21 protein-coding genes and 2 pseudogenes are annotated in these 21,879 nt (G+C 61.9%); 18 read left to right on the top strand and 5 right to left on the bottom strand.

What is annotated here, in order from left to right:
* Nucleotides 1-525: 525 nt before the first annotated feature.
* The 3 genes and pseudogenes from AC3WOG_RS30935 to AC3WOG_RS30925 all read left to right on the top strand — a co-directional run.
* Nucleotides 526-1,344 (top strand): annotated as a pseudogene (locus AC3WOG_RS30935) (alpha/beta fold hydrolase); the annotation flags it as partial.
* Nucleotides 1,345-1,391: 47 nt separating this feature from the next.
* A pseudogene (locus tag AC3WOG_RS30930) lies at nt 1,392-1,475 on the top strand (hypothetical protein); the annotation flags it as partial.
* Between the two features lie 102 nt (nt 1,476-1,577).
* Nucleotides 1,578-2,072 carry an HlyD family secretion protein gene (locus tag AC3WOG_RS30925; protein ID WP_492582566.1) on the top strand — a complete coding sequence of 165 codons (495 nt, stop codon included), beginning with the start codon at nt 1,578-1,580 and terminating at the stop codon, nt 2,070-2,072.
* Nucleotides 2,073-2,122: 50 nt separating this feature from the next.
* Here AC3WOG_RS30925 and AC3WOG_RS30920 read toward each other — a convergent pair whose 3' ends face one another.
* The 3 genes from AC3WOG_RS30920 to AC3WOG_RS30910 all read right to left on the bottom strand — a co-directional run bounded on the left by AC3WOG_RS30920 (nt 2,123) and on the right by AC3WOG_RS30910 (nt 4,795).
* A complete protein-coding gene (locus AC3WOG_RS30920; protein ID WP_492581593.1) occupies nt 2,123-2,665 on the bottom strand; it encodes a hypothetical protein in 543 nt (180 codons plus the stop codon).
* 70 nt (nt 2,666-2,735) lie between these two features.
* Nucleotides 2,736-3,383 carry a response regulator gene (locus AC3WOG_RS30915; RefSeq protein ID WP_492581592.1) on the bottom strand — a complete coding sequence of 216 codons (648 nt, stop codon included), beginning with the start codon at nt 3,381-3,383 and terminating at the stop codon, nt 2,736-2,738.
* A gap of 2 nt (nt 3,384-3,385) precedes the next feature.
* Nucleotides 3,386-4,795, bottom strand: coding sequence for a cache domain-containing protein (locus AC3WOG_RS30910; RefSeq protein ID WP_492581591.1), 1,410 nt, complete (start codon nt 4,793-4,795; stop codon nt 3,386-3,388).
* Nucleotides 4,796-5,268: 473 nt separating this feature from the next.
* Here AC3WOG_RS30910 and AC3WOG_RS30905 point away from each other — a divergent pair, with 473 nt between their 5' ends.
* The 4 genes from AC3WOG_RS30905 to AC3WOG_RS30890 all read left to right on the top strand — a co-directional run bounded on the left by AC3WOG_RS30905 (nt 5,269) and on the right by AC3WOG_RS30890 (nt 10,564).
* Complete coding sequence (locus AC3WOG_RS30905) at nt 5,269-5,466, top strand: DUF3311 domain-containing protein (RefSeq protein WP_007177944.1); 198 nt, start codon at nt 5,269-5,271, stop codon at nt 5,464-5,466.
* Nucleotides 5,463-6,944 (top strand): monocarboxylate uptake permease MctP, encoded by a 1,482-nt coding sequence (gene mctP / locus AC3WOG_RS30900; protein WP_492581590.1) that lies wholly within the window; start codon nt 5,463-5,465, stop codon nt 6,942-6,944. Before AC3WOG_RS30905 ends, mctP begins: the two co-directional genes overlap by 4 nt.
* A gap of 1,068 nt (nt 6,945-8,012) precedes the next feature.
* The gene (locus AC3WOG_RS30895; protein WP_492581589.1) at nt 8,013-9,035 is read left to right on the top strand and encodes a hypothetical protein; all 1,023 of its coding nucleotides are present in this window, start codon (nt 8,013-8,015) and stop codon (nt 9,033-9,035) included.
* 116 nt (nt 9,036-9,151) lie between these two features.
* Nucleotides 9,152-10,564: a DUF2252 domain-containing protein gene (locus AC3WOG_RS30890; RefSeq protein WP_492581588.1), complete on the top strand. Its 1,413-nt coding sequence runs from the start codon at nt 9,152-9,154 to the stop codon at nt 10,562-10,564.
* A 67-nt stretch (nt 10,565-10,631) separates the two neighbouring features.
* On the opposite strand, the gene AC3WOG_RS30885 is transcribed toward AC3WOG_RS30890, so the two are convergent.
* Nucleotides 10,632-11,498 carry a polysaccharide deacetylase family protein gene (locus AC3WOG_RS30885; RefSeq protein WP_492581587.1) on the bottom strand — a complete coding sequence of 289 codons (867 nt, stop codon included), beginning with the start codon at nt 11,496-11,498 and terminating at the stop codon, nt 10,632-10,634.
* A gap of 272 nt (nt 11,499-11,770) precedes the next feature.
* Here AC3WOG_RS30885 and AC3WOG_RS30880 point away from each other — a divergent pair, with 272 nt between their 5' ends.
* From AC3WOG_RS30880 to AC3WOG_RS30835, 10 genes are all read left to right on the top strand, one after another.
* The gene (locus AC3WOG_RS30880) at nt 11,771-12,646 is read left to right on the top strand and encodes a LysR family transcriptional regulator (protein WP_492581586.1); all 876 of its coding nucleotides are present in this window, start codon (nt 11,771-11,773) and stop codon (nt 12,644-12,646) included.
* A 115-nt stretch (nt 12,647-12,761) separates the two neighbouring features.
* Nucleotides 12,762-14,009: a D-amino acid dehydrogenase gene (locus AC3WOG_RS30875; RefSeq protein WP_492581585.1), complete on the top strand. Its 1,248-nt coding sequence runs from the start codon at nt 12,762-12,764 to the stop codon at nt 14,007-14,009.
* A 117-nt stretch (nt 14,010-14,126) separates the two neighbouring features.
* Nucleotides 14,127-15,023 (top strand): glutamate/aspartate ABC transporter substrate-binding protein, encoded by an 897-nt coding sequence (locus tag AC3WOG_RS30870; protein WP_492581584.1) that lies wholly within the window; start codon nt 14,127-14,129, stop codon nt 15,021-15,023.
* A gap of 88 nt (nt 15,024-15,111) precedes the next feature.
* Nucleotides 15,112-15,876, top strand: coding sequence for an SDR family oxidoreductase (locus AC3WOG_RS30865; protein WP_492581583.1), 765 nt, complete (start codon nt 15,112-15,114; stop codon nt 15,874-15,876).
* 99 nt (nt 15,877-15,975) lie between these two features.
* The gene (locus tag AC3WOG_RS30860) at nt 15,976-16,197 is read left to right on the top strand and encodes an oxidoreductase-like domain-containing protein (protein WP_492581582.1); all 222 of its coding nucleotides are present in this window, start codon (nt 15,976-15,978) and stop codon (nt 16,195-16,197) included.
* Between the two features lie 51 nt (nt 16,198-16,248).
* On the top strand, nt 16,249-17,130 hold the full coding sequence (locus tag AC3WOG_RS30855; protein ID WP_492581581.1) for an NAD-dependent protein deacetylase: 882 nt from the start codon (nt 16,249-16,251) through the stop codon (nt 17,128-17,130).
* Nucleotides 17,131-17,251: 121 nt separating this feature from the next.
* The gene (locus AC3WOG_RS30850) at nt 17,252-17,857 is read left to right on the top strand and encodes a pyridoxamine 5'-phosphate oxidase family protein (protein WP_492581580.1); all 606 of its coding nucleotides are present in this window, start codon (nt 17,252-17,254) and stop codon (nt 17,855-17,857) included.
* Between the two features lie 14 nt (nt 17,858-17,871).
* Nucleotides 17,872-18,513: a DUF938 domain-containing protein gene (locus AC3WOG_RS30845; protein ID WP_492581579.1), complete on the top strand. Its 642-nt coding sequence runs from the start codon at nt 17,872-17,874 to the stop codon at nt 18,511-18,513.
* A 183-nt stretch (nt 18,514-18,696) separates the two neighbouring features.
* Complete coding sequence (gene gnd, locus AC3WOG_RS30840; protein ID WP_492581578.1) at nt 18,697-20,106, top strand: NADP-dependent phosphogluconate dehydrogenase; 1,410 nt, start codon at nt 18,697-18,699, stop codon at nt 20,104-20,106.
* A 263-nt stretch (nt 20,107-20,369) separates the two neighbouring features.
* Nucleotides 20,370-20,687 (top strand): DUF4148 domain-containing protein, encoded by a 318-nt coding sequence (locus tag AC3WOG_RS30835; protein WP_492581577.1) that lies wholly within the window; start codon nt 20,370-20,372, stop codon nt 20,685-20,687.
* Nucleotides 20,688-20,961: 274 nt separating this feature from the next.
* On the opposite strand, the gene AC3WOG_RS30830 is transcribed toward AC3WOG_RS30835, so the two are convergent.
* The gene (locus tag AC3WOG_RS30830) at nt 20,962-21,282 is read right to left on the bottom strand and encodes a hypothetical protein (protein WP_492581576.1); all 321 of its coding nucleotides are present in this window, start codon (nt 21,280-21,282) and stop codon (nt 20,962-20,964) included.
* Nucleotides 21,283-21,543: 261 nt separating this feature from the next.
* Here AC3WOG_RS30830 and AC3WOG_RS30825 point away from each other — a divergent pair, with 261 nt between their 5' ends.
* Nucleotides 21,544-21,855 carry a cupin domain-containing protein gene (locus AC3WOG_RS30825; protein ID WP_492581575.1) on the top strand — a complete coding sequence of 104 codons (312 nt, stop codon included), beginning with the start codon at nt 21,544-21,546 and terminating at the stop codon, nt 21,853-21,855.
* The last annotated feature ends 24 nt before the right edge of the window (nt 21,856-21,879 follow it).

Genomic DNA, 21,879 nt, shown 5'->3' with positions numbered 1-21,879 from the left:
TGATTACATCGCCCGAAAGCTTTTGCATTATTTCGGGCGAACTATGCAATCCGCACGCAATGACCGTGCAACTCAATGCGGCTTGCACGGAATGACGAATTTCCAAATCGATGCTGAATGAATGCTCAAGGATTTTTTTGGGAATTGTTTTTGAAATGTGTTAAAAAATATTCCGTGGCCGTATATTGACATCTAGTCTTCACGCAGTGGTGACAGACTGCGGTCAACGAATGGCGTGCAACAGAGTTCAAAACAACGCTTTCGAATACATATATAAGAAATATCACGAGGCATCGAACGCTCGAGCGCGGCGGGTCTGAATTCAGGCGCGTGGCGTGAAGAGCCGGCACGTATCACATCGAGTGACGCGTGCCTCGGTGCAGCAGCGGTCGTCGCGGATCGGATTTGCCGGCGCGTAGGCAAATCGCATGGGCCTGATCCCCGGCAGTACGGCCGCAAGGCGTCCGCATTGGCGGGCGCGGTATCGGTACGCATTTGCTTCGCGCAAGTGCATGCGAATACGCCATGCCCATCGAAAAACTCCTTGTTCCGCTACCGGCGGGCCTGAAAGTCTACGTTGAACGTCACGTATTCGATCCGGCCTTCGAGAGTGTCATTCTGATCAACGGCGCGCTTGCTACCACTGCGTCGTTCGGACAGACAATCAAATACCTCGGCGAACGCTATAACCCAATTTGTTTCGATTTACCTTATGCAGGGCAATCGAAAGCTCATAACGTTTGCGACTTCGTTCTTACAAAAGACGATGAAGTCGACATTCTTCTGCATCTAATAGGCGTATTCGAACCGAGTTTCCTGTTGTCGGTGTCGTGGGGCGGGGTGGCGTCGCTGCTGGCGTTGTCACGGGCGCGCACCAGCGTCAGGCGCGCAGTGATTGCATCATTCTCGCCGCGGCTCAACGAAGCGATGACCGCCTACGTGACTGCCGCGCGCGACCACATCGCCGCCGGCGAAAATCTGCAGGCCGCGCAACTGCTCAACGATACCGTGGGCCGTCATTTGCCGCGCATCATGAAGCTCTACAACTATCGCTATCTGTCCACGCTGCCGCGCGAAGAGCAGGACCAGGTGGCGTTCCACGTCGACCAGATTCTCGCGATTCGCCCTGAGCATTATCTGCACGAATTCCGCAACATCGACTGCGGGCTGAAATTCATCAACGGCGAACTCGACGAATACACCACGCCGGAGGACGTCCGCTCGCTCAGTTCGCATCTGAAGCGCGCGGAGTTCACCACGATCGAGCAAGCCGGTCACTTTCTGGATCTCGAAGGCCGGCCCGCGCTGCGGCAGGTTCGCACGGCGATTCTCGATTACTTCGGCGCCGCCCCGGTGCAGCAGTCAGGCCGCGCGCCCGTGAAGCGGTTGCGGTGGCGCAAGCGAACCTCGCCTCGGCGCAGGTCCAGCTCGACGCCGCGCGCGCGCTCGGCGGCAAGTTCCCGATCGAGGCCAGTCCTCCGGTGCTGCAGGCGGCCGCGCAACTGCGGCTTGCTTATCGAAATCTGCAACGTACGACGATTGTTTCTCCCGTCGACGGCACGGTCGGGCAACGTTCGGTGCAGATCGGTCAGCAGGTCGGCCCGGGGCTCGCGCTGATGTCGATCGTTCCGCTCGAACGTCTGTGGGTCGAGGCCAACTTCAAGGAAGGGCAGATTCGCAGCATGCGCGTGGGGCAGCCGGTGCGGATCGTCTCGGATGTGTATGGCTCGCAGGTGGTGTATCGCGGCCGCGTAGAAGGATTCTCGGCGGGCACCGGCAGCGCCTTTTCGATGCTGCCGTCGCAGAACGCGGCCGGTAACTGGATCAAGGTCGTGCAGCGCGTGCCGATCGTGATTTCGCTCGACCCCGCCGAACTCGCCGCGGATCCGCTGCGGCTTGGGTTGTCGATGCAGGTGTCTGTCGATACGCACGTGCGCAGCGGTCATCTGATCGGCAACGATACGTTGGTGGCGGCGCAAAGTACTCGCGTGCACGACAATGTCTCGCGTGAGGCCGATGCGTTGATTGCGAAGATCATCCGGGAAAACAGTGACCGTGGCGCTGACAATTAGAAGTTTGCGCGGCTGGATAGGTGCCGGTTCTTCGGCAGTATTTACCAGCGTTAGTTGCCGGGATCGATCACCGGTTTGTTTGGATCCGCCAGTGTTTTATAGGGTAGTTGCGCTGCATGCGGGTTGGTCGTCGTGTCGTCGATGACGCGCTCGACGTCCGCGGTTTTCGCGAGTTCGGCCAGGAACGTTGGCTTGTCGAATCCGGGTGCAACGCAACCCTGCACGTAAATGAAGCGACGTTGCAGCGTGAGCCACAGCGTCGACTGTTCGCGCCAATGGGTCGCGAAGTTGATGTTGGCGAGACGCCGCTGGACTGCCTCGGCGATTTCGACGTCGTAGAGGTATGCGTTCGATAAACGGCAACGGCCTTCCACCCAGCAGCTGTTGCCGCGCTCGATCCGGTAATGACTGTCGGCCAACCACTCCTGTTCGGTTTCGAGCGGACCTAAAGGCACCGGGCATCCGCCGATCGCTTTGGAGATCTGGAAGAAAGGGTCGTGGCCACGGTTGACGCGTGGGTCTTCGGCGTGGGCCTGGCAAGTGAGCGCGCAGATCAGCAGACTTGCCAGAGTGCGACGGATCGGATGTTTCATTCTTTCGTCTCCGGTTTTTGGGCGCTTGCTCCACGGGTTGAAGGCGGGGCAGCCGCCTTCGATCATGACCTCATTGGCCCTTGCGTCGATTCTCGACGGCGAACTTGATCAACTCGGCCTGGCCTTCGATATCGAGCTTGCGCTTCAGATTCAGCCGGTGTGTCTCCACGGTGCGCACAGACAGGTCGTTGCGTTGAGCGATCTGTTTGCTCGATAGACCTTCCGCGAGTGCATCGAGGATATCGCGTTCGCGCGGGGTGAGCCGTTCAATCGGCGATTGCGTCGCCGACGCCTGAATCAGGCGCGCGCCCAGGCCCGCGCTGAAAAACGTCTTGCCTTCGAGCACCGCGCCGATCGCCTGGATGATCTCGGTCGCGGGAGAGTCCTTCAGCACGTAGCCACTGGCTCCCGCGCGTACCGCCTGGGTCACGTACTCGAGGTTGTCGTGCATCGACAGCATCAGCACGCGAATCGCCGGGAAGCGTTCATGAAACATGCCGGCTAGCGCGATGCCGTTCATGCCGTTCATCCCGACATCCATCAGCACCAGATGAGGTTCGTGGCTGGCGGCGAGCGCGAGCGCTTCCTGCGCATTGCCCGCTTCGCCGACGATCTCGATGTTGCGCACCGCTTCGAGCCGGGCCCGCAAGCCGTCGCGCACGAGCGGATGATCGTCGATCAGGACCAGACGTGCGATGGCGGATGAGGTGTCGTTCATAGTCAGTTTCCCTGCAAGGCCGGCAAATGAGGCGCGTGCGCTCCCAATGGTACGCGCGCGGTCACGATCGTATGGCCGGTTTGCGAATTGAGCGACAGCTTGCCGCCCAGCGCGTCCAGCCGCTCGCGCATATTGCGTAGTCCGACACCGGCGCGTGGGCCGACGAACGCATGTGCCACGTCGAAACCGCGCCCGTTGTCGGAGATCGACAGCGTGACGGCATCGTTCGATACTTCGAGCGACAGTGCCGCGTTCGATGCTTGTGCGTGCCGCACGATATTCGTCAGCGCTTCCTGCGCAATGCGGAACAGCGCGGTGTTGACCGCTTCCGGCAAAGCCGCGGCGTTCGTGTGCGTGATCTGCGTGAAGCCGATCGCGATACCCGACTCGTCGCTCAGTTCTCGCGTGAGTTGTTCCAGCGCGGCCGCTACGCCGAGGTCGTCGAGCATCGACGGACGCAGCGCGTGGGAAATGCGGCGTACTTCGCGCAGCGTGTCGCCGAGCCGCGCGAGGCTGGTCGAGAGCGCGGCTTCCGCTGCGGGCACGTGCGTCTCGCTGCGTTCGAAGCGCGCCAGCGCCGATTCGAGCAGCAGCTTGGCCGACACCATCATCTGACTGATACCGTCGTGCAGTTCACGCGAAAGCCGCGCGCGTTCGTGTTCCTGCGACTCGACCACCTGCTGCGCGAGCCGTTTCAATTTTGCGTCGGCGCTGCGGTATTCGGTGACGTTGAGCACCAGCGCGCATAAGGCGATCACGGCGAGTCCGGCCAGTGCGATCGCGTCGATCCACTTCATTGTGCGATCGATGTTCGCCGCCGCGCCCTGGTCGATGTGCGCGAGCGTCGTATCCACGTCGTCCAGATAGATGCCGGTGCCGATCATCCAGCCCCATCGTTCGAGCGGCACCACATAGCCGAGTTTCGAGGCGAGCTTGCCCGTCGACGGACGATGCCAGACGTAACGCACATAGCCGCCGCCGCGCGAGGCGGCGGCGAGCAGTTGTTGAATCGTCGGCGTGCCTTGCGGATCGCGCAGCGCCCACAGATCGCGTCCGACCAGATCGGGCTCACGCGGATGCATCAGCGAACGGCCATGCATGTCGTAGACGAAGAAGTAGCCGTCCTGGCCGAAATCCATTTTCTCCAGGATGTCGAGCGCGCGGGTGCGCAGCGTCGCATCGTCGCGCGCATTGTCGCGTCCGGCGTTGTAGAGCGGCGCGATCGCGGTGGTCGCGAGCTCGACGTAGTGCTTGAGCTCGATTTCCTTGCTGGCCATGTATGCGGCCTGCGTCGTGGCGTGCTGCGTTTCGGCGAGCGCCGTGGCTTCGTGGCGCACGCCGATTTCGATGCTGGCGATGGCGGCCAGAAAGGGCACGATAGCCAGCAGGAAGATCTTCGCTTTGAGTTTCATCGTTGAAAAGACGGCCGACGGGCTACGTAGTATTGCGTAGCCGGCTTACGTAGTTGCGCGCTTGTGAGGACGCTCACGAAGGCGAATACTACATCCCCACGGCGTGCCGCGCCTTTCGGCCGGGCGCGCCTTCTTGCGCACAGTCGCGAATCCGGGCCGGCCCGGCATATTTATAAAATCAGCAGGAGACACATGAACCTCGTTTCAAGCTTAGTCCGCGCACCGTCGCAAGGGGGAGCGTTCACCTTCGCTGCTCTGGTGGCGTGCCTGCGAGCCGGCCATAACCCGCGGTGTCTTTCCGCATTCGTCTGAACGTTCGATCGACGAATTGGATAAGCCGTCGCGCCAATCCATTCTCGCGCTGTGCAACAAGCAAACTCCGGTTTTTCCGCCTGATAGCAGGTAACCGGTTGTCCGCGTGCCGGACCACAAGTCATGTCACGCGGTTTCGATAATAGACTTAGGAGAAGTTCGTGGAGACCTCCCAACCGGCCGGCCGTTCATGGCTATGGCTTATCTTGCTGATTCCGTACATCGCGCTTTTGTGGCTGCCGTTCTATAACGATACGCGTCCCTCGTTTGCCGGCTTTCCGTTCTTCTACTGGTATCAGTTCTTGTGGGTGCCGTTGACCTCGCTACTGATTTACGTCGTGTATCGAGGTGTCAAATGAGCGATCTGAATCCTGTGAATCCGGTTGCGATGACCGTCTTTATCGCGTTCTTTGTTCTCGTCACCGTGATCGGTTTTTTTGCCGCGCGCTGGAAGCGGGGCGACCTGACGCAGTTGCATGAATGGGGCCTTGGCGGCCGCCAGTTCGGCACGGTGATTTCATGGTTCCTCGTGGGCGGCGACTTCTATACCGCCTATACCGTGATCGCGGTGCCCGCACTGGTGTACTCGGTGGGTGCGTATGGTTTCTTCGCATTGCCGTACACGATCATCGTCTACCCGTTCGTGTTCGCGGTGATGCCGAGGCTGTGGAAAGTCGCGAAGGAGAAGGACCACATCACGGCAGCCGACTACGTGCAGGGCGAATATGGCGGCAAGTGGTTTCCGGCTGCGGTTGCGCTGACCGGCATTGTCGCGACGATGCCGTATATCGCGCTGCAACTGGTGGGCATGCAGGTTGTGATCAAGGGCTTGGGCGTGAGTGGCGAAATGCCGTTGATCGTCGCCTTCGTGATTCTTGCGTTGTACACGTACGCCAGCGGCTTGCGGGCGCCGGCGATGATCGCGTTCGTGAAGGACATCATGATCTACATCGTCGTGATCGCGGCGGTGTGGCTGATTCCGTCGAAGCTCGGCGGTTATGCGCATGTGTTCGATGCGGCCGATACGTATTTCAAGGCCAAGGGTGGCGCGACGGGCATCATCCTGAAGCCGGCGCAATTTACCGCGTATGCGTCGCTTGCCTTGGGTTCGGCGCTGGCCGCGTTCATGTATCCGCATACGATGACGGCGGTGTTGTCTTCTTCGTCCGCGAGTACGGTGCGTAAGAATGCGATTTTCTTGCCGGCTTATACGTTGTTACTGGGGCTGATTGCGTTGCTTGGGTATATGGCGATTGCGGCCGGCGTGCATGTGAAGTCGGCGTCCGACATGGTGCCCGCGCTGTTCAACACGCTGTTCCCATCGTGGTTCGTCGGCTTTGCAGCTGCGGCGATCGCGATTAGCGCGTTGGTGCCCGCCGCGATCATGTCGATTGGGGCGGCCAATCTGTTCACGCGGAATTTGTGGCGTCCTCTCGTCTCGCCGGATATCACGCCCGCGGCGGAAGCTTCTACTGCGAAGATTGTTTCTCTGGTCGTCAAGTTTGGCGCGCTGTTGTTTATTGTGTTTTTGCCGACGCAGTATGCGATTGATTTGCAGTTGCTGGGTGGGGTTTGGATTTTGCAGATCTTTCCGGCGATTGTTTTTTCTCTCTATACGCGGCGGTTGAACACGCCGGGGTTGTTCATGGGGTGGCTTGTTGGGATTGTCATTGGGACTGGGATGGCTGTTTCGCAAGGGCTCAAGCCGGTGTTTGCCATGCATTTTGGCGACGCTGTCTATCCGGTTTATATCGGGTTGATTGCTCTTGTGGCTAATGTTGTTGTTAGTTTTGGTGTCTCGGTGTTGTCTTCTCGGAGAGTTATTGCCGCTGTTTGAGGTTTTTTTTGCCTGCGCGGCGCTTCTGGTTGTACGCCTGCGGCGGTGGCCTTTCCTTGCTTTGTTATTGGTTTATTAGCGTTCCCCCTGTGCGGGGGGGCACCTACTTTTCTTTGCCGCCGCAAAGAAAAGTAGGCAAAAGAAAGCGGCTCAAACCGCTAGTTCTTAAGCGGGTCCCCTGGCTTGGAGGAGGCAGTGGAGCATCTGGAATCGGTGTTCTCGCACACTTCGCGCTGGTGACAAGGCAGTCATTCTTCCGGCGGCGCTGCGCGCGCCGTGGCGGTAGTTCATCAAACCGCGCGCCGGTTTGGGCGCTCTGCGGTACTTCGCAAAGCCGCCTGCCTGTTTTGGGTGCCGTCGCGGTACTTCATCAAGCCGCCTGGCGGTTTGGGCGCCCGCGCCTGGTTCGGCGCGGTGGCTTGCCCTCCAAAACTTCGGTGCTTCGCCGAGTCAAAGTGGCTCGCACTTCCACAATTCAGCCCCTCGCCGAGGCGAAGCCGACAGCTCCCCCCAAATCAAAACGAAGCCCCGCGTTCCTGGCAGAGCGTTCCGGCGAGCACGTAGTGCGAGGCGGGAAGGATGACTGCCTTGTCACTAGCGCGGAGTGTGCGGGAACACCGATTCCAGATGCTCCACTACCTCCTCCAAGCCAGGGGGCCCGCTTAAAAACTAGCGGTTTGAGCCGCTTTCTTTTGCCTACTTTTCTTTGCGGCAGGCAAAGAAAAGTAGGTGCCCCCCCGCACAGGGGGAACGCTAATAAACCAATATCAATTCAAGGAAAGGCAACGCCGTAGGCAAACAGAAGAAGAGAAAAAGCCACTACCGCAGGCGTACAGACAACAAGCGCTGCGCAAGACAAACAGCGCTGGGCAAGACAAACAGCGCTGCGCAAGGCACACAGAACAAGAAAAGACCAAAGCAAAACAAAAAACCATCTGCCGCACCGCGGCCCCCAGGCTAGCAATAGCTATCGACGCCAACCCCATCCCAGGCCAGAATGCCACTAACGTACAGAGCGGCGAGTGCACAACACTCGCCTACAACGACAGCGCCGGAGGTGCCACCCGCATGCTGAATCTGAAACGTGTTCCAGGCAACAACAAGCACAAGCCGACAGTCAAGGCCGCCCCCTGCATTGCCGGTCTATGCCTCCTGCTCGCATCGACCGCGGGCCACGCTCAGGAGTTCGCTCTGTTCGGCGGCGGCTCGCGCGCCGGCAACACGAACACCTACACCTGGGCAATCAACTATCAGGAAGGCCTGGGCCAGTACTTCGCCGCCAGCTTCACGTGGCTCAACGAAGGCCACATCCCAAATCATCACCGCGATGGCCAGATGATCCAGCTATGGGGTCATATTCCAGTAGGAAACCCGCAGTTCGTCCTGCAAGCGGGCATCGGTCCATACCGCTACTTCGATACGACCACGGCCGTGCAAGGGGGAAGCTATTCGGACACCCACGGCTGGGGCGTGGTCTATAGCGTGCGCGCCGCATACTACGCGTCGAATCAATGGATCACGCAACTCCAGTTGAACCGTGTGCATGTGCAACGCGGGCCGGACGCGACGAGCGTGATGTTCGGCGTCGGCTATCAACTGGACGCCCCGAACTCGCCCGGTCCGCGCGATTGGGCCAGCGGCAGCGCGCACAAAGTCACAAATAACGAAGTGGCGGTGTATGCCGGCGAAACCATCATCAACTCGACCAGCTCGCCAACCGCGCTAGGCGGCGCGATCGAGTACCGGCGCGGCCTCGCGAAGTACCTCGACGTCACGGTCGGCTATCTTCACGAAGGCAGCAGCAAGGTGGCGCGGCGCGACGGTTTCACCAGCCAGCTGTGGGCAACCCGCGCGTTTCTCAACGACAAGGTCACGCTGGCGCTCGGCGTCGGCGCGTACTATGCGATCAACGAATACGAGGGCAGTCTCACGCCAGGGCCAGGCGCCGGGAAGTTCTCCGGCCTCGTCACGATCGCGGGTTCATATCGTTTGACGGACCATTGGGACGGACGGATCGAATGGAATCGGGTCGTCACCCGCTATGACCGGGATTCGGATGTGATTTTTGCCGGCCTGGGATATCGGTGGTAAAAAAGCCGATACCATTTGGATCGCGCCCCAGAATAGCGAAAAAGCCCAGGCGAGCTTAGCTGCAAGCAGTCTTCGAAAACCGATCGTAAAGATCCACAAAAAAACCGGAGAAGAGCATGAAAGCCAGCACCATCGCCGAACGGGAGGCCCTTGGCCGTGCCGCCCGCGAGCGCTCGAAGCGTTCGAGCCACCGCACGGTAGGCGAACTGAAGCGCAACCCGATCGAGTTGCTCAAACAAAGCAGCGAGGGCCGTGTCGAAAACCTCGTGCCGTTGCGCTATGGGCGCATGGCCGTCTCGCCGTTCACCTTCTTTCGCGGCACCGCGATTCTGCAAGCCAACGATCTGAGCCAGGTTTCCGACACGGGCCTCACCATGCCGATCTGCGGCGACGGCCACCTGATGAATTTCGGCGGTTTCGCCACGCCTGAGCGCCAGCTCGTATTCGATTTGAATGACTTCGACGAAGCGGCGGTCGGTCCTTTCGAGTGGGACCTGAAACGTCTGACCGCGAGCCTCGTGGTCGCCGCGCGGCACATGGGTTTGAGCCGCGGCGCGGCGGAGAATCTGGTGATGACGGCCGTCACCGAATACCGCGATCGCATGGCGCAATATGCGCAATGCGGTGCGCTCGAACTCTGGTACGACCGCATCACCTTCGACCGGATGGCGGAAACCGCGCTGACCCCGGAGCGCCGCCGCACCGTGCGGCGCGGCCTGGAAAAGGCCGCGAACCGCACTCACGAAAGCTTGCTGGAGAAAATGGCCGAGCGCAACGGCGACCACTGGACGATCCGCGATGCACCGCCGGCACTGTTCCACGTGCTGGGCGCGAACACGCTATTCACGGCGGCAGAGGCCGAAGCGTACAAGGGCGCCAACTCGCGCAAGATGCTCGAACGCATGTGGGGCGACTACCTGAAGACGATGTCGCACGACCGGCGTGAGTTGCTGAGTCATTTCACCGTGCAGGATATCGTGTTCAAGGTGGTGGGCGTCGGCAGCGTGGGTACACGCTGTATGGTGGTGCTGAGCGTCGATCACATGGACAAGCCGCTGTTCCTGCAAATCAAGGAAGCGCGGCCATCGGTGATCGCGCAGCACTACAAGTCGCCGGCCGCCAAGCACGAAGGCGAACGCGTCGTGCAAGGGCAACGTATGCTGCAGGCCGCGAGCGACATCTTCCTCGGCTGGGCGAGCGGGCCGATGGGGCGGCATTTTTATTTCCGGCAACTGCGCGACATGAAACTGTCGGCGAACCTCGAGTTATTCGACACTGACCTGCTGGAAGGCTATGCACGGCTGTGCGGCTGGATCATGGCGCGCGCGCATGCGAAGGCGAGCGGCAAGGCCATCGAAGTCAGTTCGTACATTGGCCGCGGCGATCAGTTCGCGGAAGCGCTCGCCGGCTATGCCGCCGCCTATGCAGACCAGGTGGAAAGCGATTATGAAGTGTTCATGAAGGCCTGCCGCAGCGGCGTACTGCAGGCTCGCACGGAGGAAGACATGGCGGCGGATTTTCGCGTGTAGCGGTGATTTTTGCGCGGCTCGCAGCGTGCCGGGAGGCGAGTTGCAGCCGCAGACGCAGACGCTGTGTTCAGGTGTCGATACGCGCTTCACGCAGCGTGACGAAACGCAATTGCTGGCGGCGCGCCGCGTCGATCACACGCGGCAGGACCGCGAGTATCACTGGTTTGCCCTCGACGGTCAGAGCGGCATTGCCGTCGTGCAGCAGCAGGATATCGCGCGCGGCGAGGCCGTCGAGCAAGCGCGCGGCGACGACGTGCGGATCGCGCTCGCGGGTATCGAAGCCGCGCCGCGTCCATGCGGCGAGCCGCAAATCGAGCTTCTGCAACACGGGTTCGAGAAAGAGGTTGCGCAGACCCGCCGGCGCGCGGAAGAACATGGGCCGCTCGCCGCCCAGTTCTTCGAAGGTGCGCTGCGCGGCGTCGATCTCACGCGTGAGCGCGCCCGGAAACGTCACCGAAAAGGTGTGCACGTGGACCTGCGAATGGTTTTCAAGCGCATGGCCGCGTGCGACGATCTCGCGCGTCAGCGCCGGATAGCGCTGCGCTCTCGCGCCGATGCAGAAGAACGTGGCGCGTACGCCGTAGGCGTCGAGCAGATCGAGTACTTGCGGCGTGACCTCCGGGTCGGGGCCGTCGTCGATGGTCAGCGCGATGGCGTCGGCATTGCGCGCGCCGGCGGGCAGCCGCGTCCAGTTCGGACCCAGCAGCGAGGTGCGCGGCAACAGGCCTGCCACCGTGAAAATGGCGTGATTCGCGAAGATCGCGGCGAGCCACCAGGGCCACGCGGACGGCGCGAGCAGCCAGCCGGCCAGTACGGCGACGTGCCATGCGGCGGTGGCGCTCAGCATCGCGGGATAGCCGGTGCGCGGCCAACGGCGGCGCGGCGCGGCTTCGGCGCCAGCCGCGTTGCGTGGCGGCGGGGAGAGTTCGGTCATTAACGGTGCTTCCGGGTGCTTCCAGTCTTCCTTCCTCCGTCCTGGGGAGGAAGGCCTTGCTTCGCGCGCATCGCGCACAACGGCAAACGATACCATTGTTGCGCCGTTCGACGCCGGAGGGCATAAGAGGCGGTAAATAATGAAAGCACGCTGAAAGACGTTATGCTTCGCGACGGCTGCGGCGTAATCTGCGGCTTAATGCCGGCAGCCGCCTGGCCTATCCATCTGTGCCTATCTGTGCTCATTTTGCCGGTTTCGCCGGTCATTCGCTCATGCGTTTGCGTCACATCGAAATCTTTCACGCCATCATGCGCACGGGGTCGCTGTCGAAAGCGGCGGAGCTGCTGTGCGTCTCGCAGCCTGCCGTCAGCAAGGCGCTCGCGCACGCGGAGCGCAGTCTCGGCTTCCCGCTCTTCAACCGTGTGCATGGCCGGCTGCAAGCGACGCGCGAAGCGGAGTTGCTGTTCTCCGAATCGCAGAAGCTGCAAGCGAATCTCGACGGCATTCGCCATCTGGCGCGTAACCTGGCGTTGCAACCGGAAGGGCATTTGCGCATCGGCTGTTTGCCGAGTCTCGGCTTGAGTCTGATTCCCCCGGCGGTGCAGGCGTTTCGGCGCGCTTATCCGCGCGTGTCGCTGAAAATCCAGACGCGTCATATGGAGGAGTTGCTCAACGCATTGCTCACGCGCGATCTCGATCTCGCCGTGGCATTGAACCCGCCGGCGCGGCCGGGCATTGCCGCGATCGAACTGGGCCGTACGGCGATCGTTTGCGTCTGTGCGCCCGACGACCCCGAAGCGCAACAGCCGCTCGACCTGCCGGCCTTTCTCGCCCGCGACTGGATCAGTATCGGCAATAGCGATCCGCTCGGCGAACTGATCGGCAACGCGCTCGAGGCCCAAGGGCTCGATGAAAACGTGGCCGCCGTCGAAGCGCAAACCTGGTATGTGGCGCGTGCCTTGGCTGCGCGCGGCATCGGCTATGTGCTGCTGGACGAACTCACGGCGAAGAGCGGCGCGGAGCCGGTCGCGATCCGGCCGGTAATCCCGGCACTGTCGGTCGGCGTGTTTGCGCTGTGGCGCGACGGCGGCATGGATTCGCAAGCCGGCAACGCGTTTCTCGACGTGTTGCGCGCGCCGTTCGTGTAACGCGCTTGCCGGACGTCTTAACCCTGGGTTATGGAGCAGTGCATCTGCTCATTTGATGTGTGTATTTCGTCGCGCCACACTCGCAGCCAACAGTTTCCAACAGCGATGGATTTTTATGCGGGTGTGTGTACTCGGTGCAGGCGTGGTCGGTTTGACGAGCGCTTATCAATTGGCTCGCGACGGCCACGACGTGACGATTCTCGAAGGCCGCGACGGCGCCGCGCTCGAGGCGAGCTACGCGAACGGCGGGCAATTGAGCTATCGCTACGTCGCGCCGCTTGCCGATCCAGCGGTGTTGCCGCACTTGCCCGCGTGGCTGCTGCAAAGCGATTCCGCCTTGCGCTTCGTGCCGCGGTTCGATCCGCAGCAATGGCGCTGGTGTCTGTCGTTTTTGCTCGCGTGCCGCGGCAGCCGCGCCAGGCAAACGGCGCTGGAGTTGTTGCAATTGGGCGCTTTGAGCCGCGACGCATTGCATGATCTGGTGCAACGCGAAGCGATCGACTTCAACTATGCGCGCAACGGCAAGCTCGTGGTGTATCGCGATGCGAATGCGTTCGACGAGGCGCGGCGCAAGATGGACTATCTGGCGGCAGCCGGTTCGGAACAACGCGCGCTCGACGCTGCCGCCTGCGTTGCGCTGGAGCCCGCGCTCGAACGCGCGCAAGCCTTGCTGGCCGGCGGCATCCACACGCCGTCCGAAGAGGCCGGCGATTGCCACAAGTTCGGTGTGGCGCTGGCCCGCGTGCTGCAAACGCGCTACGGCGTGACGATGGTCTACTCGATGCCGGTTCAGTCGATCGTGACCGAGGACAACGCGGCGCTCGCCGTGCGCACGTCGCAAGGCGAAGTCCGCGCGGATGCATTCGTAGTCGCGTTGGGCAACGGCAGCGCGCCGTTGCTGCACTCGCTCGACATGCGCCTGCCGATGTATCCGCTCACCGGCTACAGCCTGACGATCCCAGGCACGCCCGGCCATGCGCCGCGCGTGAGCGTGACCGATCTGCATCGCAAGGTGGTGTATGCGCCGCTCGGCGAGCACTTGCGGATTGCGGGCATGGTCGAAATCGCCGGCATGAATGTGGCGCAACGCGACCGGCGCCTCGCGTTGCTGAAGCGCCAGGCGCAGGAAATTTTCCCCCACGCCGGCGACTACGGCGCCGCGCAGGCCTGGTGCGGTCATCGTCCGGCTACGCCCGATAGCAAGCCGCTCATCGGCGCGACGCCGTATCGCAATCTGTGGCTCAACACGGGGCACGGCGCGCTCGGCTTCACGCTGGCGTGCGGCAGCGCGCGCGTGATCGCCGACGCGATCGCCGGCCGCGCGGCGCCGCTCGATCTCGACGCCTATGCATGGCAACGATAAGCGCCCGGCTCATCGCGCCGTTCAACTTCACTGCATGGCAACCCAACAGCGCCGCAACAGCGCCGCAACTAGCATTCAACTACCACACGCCGCTTCGGCACATTAAAAGGAGCCGTCATGAAACTCGCAGCAGCACTGACATCGATCGCCATCGCTTCTACGCTGATCGGCACCGCACGCGCCGAGGAGCCGAGCGCCACGCTGAAAAAGATCCGCGAAACCGGCGTGATTTCGCTTGGCGTGCGTGAATCGTCGGTGCCGTTTTCGTACTACGACGAACAGCAGCAGGTGATCGGCTATTCGCAGGCGATCGCCTTGAAGATCGTCGACGAGGTCAGGAAGGCGTTGAACCTGCCGAACCTCAAGGTCAAGGAAGTGCCGATCACGTCGCAGAACCGGATTCCACTGGTGCAGAACGGCACCATCGATATCGAATGCGGCTCGACCACGCACACCAGGGAGCGCGACAACCAGGTCGCGTTTTCGAACAGCTTCTTCCAGTACGGTGTGCGCATGATCGTGAAGAAAAGCTCGGGCGTGAAGGACTTTTCCGATCTCGCGGGCAAGACCGTGGTGACGACAGCGGGTACGTCGGAGGAACGCCTGTTGCGGCAGATGAACAACGAGAAGGGCATGAATATGCGCCTGATCAGCGCCAAGGATCACGCGGAATCCTTCCTCAACGTGAAGACCGGGCGTGCCGTCGCATTTGTGATGGACGATCCGCTGTTGTATGGTGCTAAAGCAAAAGAAGCGGATGCGAACGACTACCTGATCACCGGCACGTCGCCGATGTCCGAGGTGTATGGTTGTATGTTCCGCAAGGAAGACCCGGGCTTCAAGAAACTCGCCGACGGCGTGATCGCGCGGCTGCAAACCTCGGGCGAGGCGGCCACCCTGTATCAGAAGTGGTTCACGCAGCCGATTCCGCCGAAGGGCATCAACCTGAACTATCCGCTGTCGGCGGATATGAAGTCGCTGTTCGCGAACCCGAACGACCGCGCGCTGGATTGATCGATTTTGATCGGTCGCGCGCTTCAGTCCGCGCCGTTGAGTCCGGCATGTTCGCCTGCAGCCAGTCTGCAAAACAAGGAGATGTGCTGTGACAGTAACGGGAATCAAGAAGGTCGCGCTGGTGACGGGTGCGGGCAGCGGCATTGGCCGCGCCTGTGCGCTGAAGCTGCTGGAACACGGCTATAGCGTTGTGCTCGCCGGCCGTCGCCAGGCGGCGCTCGACGCGGTCGTCCAGGAAGCGCAGCAGTTGGGCGGCGACGCGCTCGCCGTGGCTTGCGACGTGACGGACGCCGCCAGCGTCGCCGCGCTGTTCGACACGATTCGCGAGCGGCGCGGCCGGCTCGACGTGCTGTTCAACAATGCCGGCCGCAACGGTTCGCCTGTCGATATCGACGAACTCGATATCGACGAATGGCGCTCGGTGGTCGACACCAATCTCACCGGCGTGTTTCTCTGCACGCGCGCCGCGTTCGGTCTGATGAAAACGCAGACGCCGCGCGGCGGCCGCATCATCAACAACGGCTCGATCTCGGCACACGCGCCGCGGCCGAACAGCATCGCCTACACGGCGACCAAGCACGCGATCACCGGTCTCACGAAGGCCGTTTCGCTCGACGGCCGCAAGTACGACATTGTCTGCGGCCAGATCGACATCGGCAATGCCGCAACGGACATGGCCGAGCGGATGGCGCGGGGCGTGCCGCAGGCGAACGGCGAGATCGCCGTCGAACCGCTGATGGACGTGCAGTACGTGGCCGACGCGGTGCTGCATATGGCGGACTTGCCGCTGTCGGCGAACGTGCAATTCATGACCATCATGGCGAGCAAAATGCCTTTCGTGGGCCGAGGCTGATCGCCATACCACAGCAGCGTTGCATGCCAGGCGCCGCCGCACGCGGCGCGGAAAGTCAACTTATACTGAACGCTTCCCGCCATCCGGAAGCCATTCGCCGTGCCCCGAGCCACGCCCAAGGACGACCCGAAACCGGTGCCGCCCGTGCAGCCCGATCTCGACGATTGCTGTCATAGCGGCTGCTTTCCATGTGTCTTCGATCTTTACGATGACGCACTCGATCGCTATCAGGCCGCGCTCGCGGAATGGCAGGCGCGGCGGGTGCAACAGGCGCAACAGGCACAACAGGCGCGGCAGAGCAAGCCGCGCGCACGCCGCTGAACGACGCTTACGTTTCACGTCAAGGCCGCAGCCATACCAAACGTCCCCGTCATGACCGACCTTCAGCCCGCCCGTATCGAAACCTTCAGCGCAGCGCACGTCGACCCGCATACCCTGGATGACCTGCACAGCTTCGTGCAGCGTTATCCGCGTCTGTTCGTGTTGACCGGCGCGGGCATCAGCACCGACTCCGGCATTCCCGGCTATCGCGACGACAACGGCGAATGGAAACGCTCGCCGCCGATCACGTTGCAGGAATTCCTCGGCACCGTCGCGATGCGTCAGCGCTACTGGGCGCGCAGCATGGTCGGCTGGCCGGTGGTCGCCGACGCGCAGCCGAACGCCGCGCATACCGCGCTCGCCCGGCTCGAAGCGGCCGGTCATGTGCCGACGCTGGTCACGCAGAATGTCGACGGCTTGCATCAGCGCGCGGGCAGCCGCGAGGTGATCGAATTGCACGGCGGGATCAACGGTGTGACGTGTCTCGACTGCGGGACGCAGCACGCGCGCGCATCGATCCAGCAGACGCTCGAAGCCGAGAATCCCGCCTTGCTGAACGTCACCGCCGAAACCGCCGCCGATGGCGACGCGCATCTGGAATGGCACGATCTCGAGGCGTTCCGCATTCCGGCGTGCTCGCACTGCGGCGGCTTGTTGAAGCCGTCGGTGGTGTTCTTCGGCGAAAGCGTGCCGCGCGAGCGCGTCGAAGCGGCTTCGCATGCGCTCGATGCGGCGGACGCGGTGCTGGTGGTCGGTTCGTCTTTGATGGTCTATTCGGGCTATCGCTTCTGCGTGTGGGCGCAGAAGCAGGGCAAGCCGGTCGTCGCGATCAATCTTGGGCGCACGCGGGCCGACACGCTGCTGTCGCTGAAAATTGCCGCGCCTTGTGCGGATACGCTGACTGCGTTGGCGGGCCGTTTGGCGCTGGATTGAGCGGGTTTGACCCGGCAGGTCGAAGAGCGCCTCGCGCCGCAATCGCCGATAATCACGCTCCCCGCGCCACACCGATCCAACCAAAACAACCGCCACGGTACAAAGGTACAAAGGAACGCCGATGTTGACGACGATCGAACAGCTCGAAGCAATCTACGGTCAGCCACACGAACGGGCGGTGCGCAAAGAGATTCCCTACGTCAACGAAGACTATCGCGCGTTCATCGAAGTCGCGCCGTTCGTGGTGCTCGCCACCGCCGGTCCTGATGGCCTCGACTGCTCGCCGCGCGGCGACGCGCCGGGTTTCGTGCGCATCATCGACGAACGTACGCTCGCGTTGCCGGACCGCATCGGCAACAATCGCATCGACAGTCTGCGCAATATCGTCGCCGAGCCGCATCTGGCTCTGCTGTTCATCGTGCCGGGCGTCGGCGAAAGTTTGCGCGTGAACGGCCGCGGCCGCATTTCGAACGATCCGGAATGGCTTGAGAGCTTCGCCGTTGACGGTAAACTGCCGCGCACCGTGCTGTTGATCGACGTCGACGCGGTGTACTTTCATTGCTCGAAGGCATTGGTGCGCTCGAAACTGTGGGATCCGGCGCAGCATGTGGAACGCTCGCGCTTGCCGAGCGCGGGCGAGATTCATCGGCGCATCAACGGCGCGAGTTTCGATGCCGCTACCTATGACCGTGAACTTGTCGAAAGACTGCGCACGGGTCTGTACTAGAACTGAAGCTGAACATGACCGATTTCCATCCCGCGCTGCGGCAACATTCGCCGTCCGCCGAACGCAATCGCGAACCGATCCTCGCGGTATTGCGCGCGGTGTTGCCGGCCGCCGGCCGCGTGCTGGAAATCGCCAGCGGCACCGGCCAGCACGCAATCTGCTTTGCCGGCGCGTTGCCCGGCCTCGACTGGCAACCGAGCGATCTCGACGCCGACGCGCGCGCATCGATTGCCGCGTGGACCGCGCATGCAGGGCTCAAAAACGTGCGCGCGCCGCTCGCGCTCGACGTGCATCAGCCCGATTGGGGCACCGAAGCGCTCGGTACGCTCGACGCGGTAGTCTGTATCAACATGATTCACATCTCGCCATGGACCGCGGCGCAAGCACTGTTTGCCGGCGCGAGCCGCCGGCTCGCCGATGGCGGCGTACTGTACCTGTACGGTCCTTACAAGCGCGGCGGCGCGCATACGTCGCCGAGCAACGATGCGTTCGATCGGCAATTGCGCAGCCGCGATCCCGCATGGGGCGTGCGCGATATGGAAGCCGTGGTCGCGTTAGGCGGATCGGTCGGTTTGCTGTGCGACGAGCCGATCGCGATGCCGGCCAACAATTTCAGCCTGGTATTCAGGAAACGGCGGGGTACGGCGCGAGTCTGACAAGCGTTCGGCTGGATGCGAACGATACGGACGCTTAGTGGGCGGCACGCAGTGGAAAACCCCATTCGCTGCCCGCCACCAAGCGGCAAGCCCGCATTTCTTTTATCCTTTCACCCTCGACGTCCCGCCGACGGTCATTCCGGCGCGACGTCCCGACATTTTTATGGACTCTGGAGAATTCACATGGGCAAACAGGCAATCGGCGTGGTGGGGCTAGCGGTCATGGGCCGCAATCTGGCGCTCAACATCGAGAGCCGCGGCCACGCGGTGTCGGTGTTCAACCGTAGCCGCGGGAAAACCGACGAACTCATCGCCGAATATCCGGACAAGAAGCTGGTGCCGGCCTTCACGCTGGAAGCGTTCGTGGAGTCGCTGGAAAAGCCGCGCCGCATTCTGCTGATGGTCAAGGCAGGCGAGCCGACCGACGCCACCATCGCTTCGCTCAAGCCTTTGCTGGACAAGGGCGACATCCTGATCGACGGCGGCAATACGCACTTCACCGACACCATCCGCCGCAATCAGGAACTGGCGAAAGCCGGTCTGCACTTCATCGGCACGGGCGTGTCGGGCGGCGAAGAGGGCGCGCTCAAAGGCCCGTCGATCATGCCGGGCGGCCAGCGCGACGCGTATGATCTGGTCGCACCGATCCTCACCGAAATCGCCGCGAAGGCGCCGGATGGCGAGCCGTGCGTTGCCTACATGGGACCGGACGGCGCGGGCCACTTCGTGAAAATGGTGCACAACGGCATCGAATACGGCGACATGCAGTTGATCGCCGAGAGCTATGCGGTGCTCAAGCAAGTGGCGGGTCTGTCGAATGAAGAACTGGGCAAGGTCTACACCGAATGGAATCAGGGCGAACTCGACAGCTACCTGATCGAAATCACCTCGAAGATTTTCGGCAAGAAAGACGAGGAAACCGGCAAGGATCTGGTCGACGTGATTCTCGATCGCGCCGCACAGAAGGGCACCGGCAAGTGGACCAGCCAGAACGCGCTCGATCTCGGCGCGCCGCTGCCGCTGATTACCGAAGCCGTGTTCGCACGCGTGCTGTCGTCGCTGAAGACCCAGCGCGTGGCCGCGAGCAAGGTGCTCGAAGGGCCGAAGGCGAAGCCGCTCGGCGTCGAGCGTGACGCGTTCATCGAATCGGTGCGCCGTGCGCTGTACTTCAGCAAGGTGATTTCGTACGCGCAGGGCTTCGCGCAACTGCGGGCGGCGTCGGAAGAATATAAGTGGGATCTCGACTTCGGCACGATCGCGAAGATTTTCCGCGCCGGCTGTATCATCCGCGCCCGCTTCCTGCAAAAGATCACGGACGCTTATACGAAAGACAAAGCGATCGCCAATCTGCTGCTCGATCCGTACTTCTGCGATATCGCCGCGAATTACCAGTCGGCGTTGCGCGACGTGGTGATCGCCGCGATCAATGCGGGCGTGCCGGTGCCGGCGTTTGCCTCGGCCATCGCGTATTTCGACGCTTATCGTTCGGAGCGCCTGCCGGCGAACCTGGTGCAGGCACAGCGCGATTTCTTCGGCGCGCATACGTTCGAGCGCGTCGACAAGCCGGGCAGCTTCCACGCGAACTGGAGCTGAGCGTTTGAACCGCGGCCCGGCGCGCGCTTGCCATAAGGCGCGCCGGGTTGCCGCAGTGATTGAAATCAGGGCAGGCAATTATTACTGAAAGCTATTATTCAGATAGCATGCGGATGTTGCCGGCCTCAAACTGTTGCGAAAACCGAAATAGAGATTCGTCGTTTCAGGGGTTTCCCCTAGATGTCGACGCTCCTAAACTTGTTCTTAAGCGCTACGAGACATGGGTCCCGAAGCGAAATCAAAACAAGTTTTGGAGGTTAATCATGAAGACGCTTATTTCCGCAGTTGTCGTTGCCGCCGCTTTGGCCGCTCCTGTTGCTTCGTTTGCCCAATCGAACCAGCCCGTGACGCGTGCCCAAGTGCGCGCTGAACTGGTGCAACTCGAAAAGGCCGGCTACAACCCGAATGGCGATCGCATCGACTATCCGGCCAACCTGCAGGTCGCACAAGCACGTGTCGACGCACAGAACGGTACTGCTCAAGCCGTGAATAGCGGCTACGGCGCACCGATCGCCGGCAGCTCGCAAGCCGGCCGCCCGATCAGCGGCAACGACCGTCAATCGGTTTACTTCGGCAACTAATTTGCGCCGAAGCTGATGCAAACATCGCCTGGCTAACAGGTGGTGCGCAATAAAAAAACGCCGACCCGTTTCCGGGCGGCGTTTTGTCGTTTACGGCTTGCCTGAGCGCTTTGCGAGAAACCTGAGCCGCGGTTTAGCGGTTCAGACCGGCTTGGCTGTTTAGCGACTCGGCAACTTAACGAGCCGGCAAGTGCGCAATCCCTTCATTGCTCGTCAGATTAAGCTGATGAATCCGCCGACGGGTGTTGTTCAAATGCGCCTGCGCGGATGCGACCTAATGCAAGGTGCGATGCCGGCGGCCGATATCGTCGAACAGCGCGCGGCTCGGTTCGAGCGCGAGCAGCCAGGATTCATCGTATCCGCTCAGATTGTCGAGCGCCTCGCGCAGCCGCTCGATCGCCACGGCGGGAATCTCGACGCTAGCCTCGACACCGCTCGACAGGCCTGCGATGCTGGCGAGCTGCACCAGCGCGTCGGCGGCTTCGGCCACGTCCACTGCGAAAACCAGATGGGTGTTCAGCAACTCGACCAACCCGGGCGACGCCGCAACATCGTCGACGTTGAGTTGCACGGCCAGAAAGGTGGCTTTGTTCATCCCCGACTCCTCACAGAACCTGAGCGTTTTGCGTACGGCGCGTTGCGGCAGCATCACTGAGTATAGGCGAGGCCTCAAAGGATTCAATAAGTCGCACGAATAGCGCGGCGCGGGCTTGGGACGGCCGTGAGGCTCGCTGTGAGCCCCGCTGTGAGCCCTATAATGGGGCAGTCGAAACACGCGGTTTCGCTGCCCGGGCTGGCCTGTGTACCGGATGAACAGCGGGAAGGCCGTACCGTGCTCTGCAACCGTCAATTCCCTATGAAGATCATTCGCAGCAAGAGCTTCACCGCGACGCGGCCATGGGGAGCGCTCGATATCGCCAACATGGGCGGCATCACGACGCGCCTGCATTGGACCGATCAGCCGTATAAATGGCACGTCAATGACGGCGAGGAGGTGTTCGCCGTGCTCGATGGCCGCGTCGAGATGCGTTACCGCGAAGCGGGTCTCGAACAGTCGACCATTCTGGAAACGGGCGATGTGTTTTACGCGTCAGTCGGCACCGAACATGTCGCGCACCCGATCGGTGCGGCGCGCATTCTGGTGGTCGAGGCGCAAGGCAGCGTCTGAAGTTCGCAGCAGTGCCGGTCCAGG

The organism is Paraburkholderia sp. FW306-02-B (genome assembly GCF_058782725.1).
This window is presented reverse-complemented; position numbering and strand designations above follow the sequence as displayed.

Bases quoted from the DNA above. Each gene is read 5' to 3' on its own strand.
- AC3WOG_RS30870 (WP_492581584.1), top strand. From the start codon at position 14,127: ATGAAACTCGCAGCAGCACTGACATCGATCGCCATCGCTTCTACGCTG.
- AC3WOG_RS30830 (WP_492581576.1), bottom strand. From the start codon at position 21,282: ATGAACAAAGCCACCTTTCTGGCCGTGCAACTCAACGTCGACGATGTT.
- mctP (WP_492581590.1), top strand. From the start codon at position 5,463: ATGAGCGATCTGAATCCTGTGAATCCGGTTGCGATGACCGTCTTTATC.
- AC3WOG_RS30885 (WP_492581587.1), bottom strand. From the start codon at position 11,498: ATGACCGAACTCTCCCCGCCGCCACGCAACGCGGCTGGCGCCGAAGCC.
- gnd (WP_492581578.1), top strand. From the start codon at position 18,697: ATGGGCAAACAGGCAATCGGCGTGGTGGGGCTAGCGGTCATGGGCCGC.
- AC3WOG_RS30825 (WP_492581575.1), top strand. From the start codon at position 21,544: ATGAAGATCATTCGCAGCAAGAGCTTCACCGCGACGCGGCCATGGGGA.
- AC3WOG_RS30910 (WP_492581591.1), bottom strand. From the start codon at position 4,795: ATGAAACTCAAAGCGAAGATCTTCCTGCTGGCTATCGTGCCCTTTCTG.
- AC3WOG_RS30890 (WP_492581588.1), top strand. From the start codon at position 9,152: ATGAAAGCCAGCACCATCGCCGAACGGGAGGCCCTTGGCCGTGCCGCC.
- AC3WOG_RS30920 (WP_492581593.1), bottom strand. From the start codon at position 2,665: ATGAAACATCCGATCCGTCGCACTCTGGCAAGTCTGCTGATCTGCGCG.
- AC3WOG_RS30875 (WP_492581585.1), top strand. From the start codon at position 12,762: ATGCGGGTGTGTGTACTCGGTGCAGGCGTGGTCGGTTTGACGAGCGCT.
- AC3WOG_RS30850 (WP_492581580.1), top strand. From the start codon at position 17,252: ATGTTGACGACGATCGAACAGCTCGAAGCAATCTACGGTCAGCCACAC.
- AC3WOG_RS30835 (WP_492581577.1), top strand. From the start codon at position 20,370: ATGAAGACGCTTATTTCCGCAGTTGTCGTTGCCGCCGCTTTGGCCGCT.
- AC3WOG_RS30915 (WP_492581592.1), bottom strand. From the start codon at position 3,383: ATGAACGACACCTCATCCGCCATCGCACGTCTGGTCCTGATCGACGAT.
- AC3WOG_RS30845 (WP_492581579.1), top strand. From the start codon at position 17,872: ATGACCGATTTCCATCCCGCGCTGCGGCAACATTCGCCGTCCGCCGAA.
- AC3WOG_RS30880 (WP_492581586.1), top strand. From the start codon at position 11,771: ATGCGTTTGCGTCACATCGAAATCTTTCACGCCATCATGCGCACGGGG.
- AC3WOG_RS30895 (WP_492581589.1), top strand. From the start codon at position 8,013: ATGCTGAATCTGAAACGTGTTCCAGGCAACAACAAGCACAAGCCGACA.
- AC3WOG_RS30855 (WP_492581581.1), top strand. From the start codon at position 16,249: ATGACCGACCTTCAGCCCGCCCGTATCGAAACCTTCAGCGCAGCGCAC.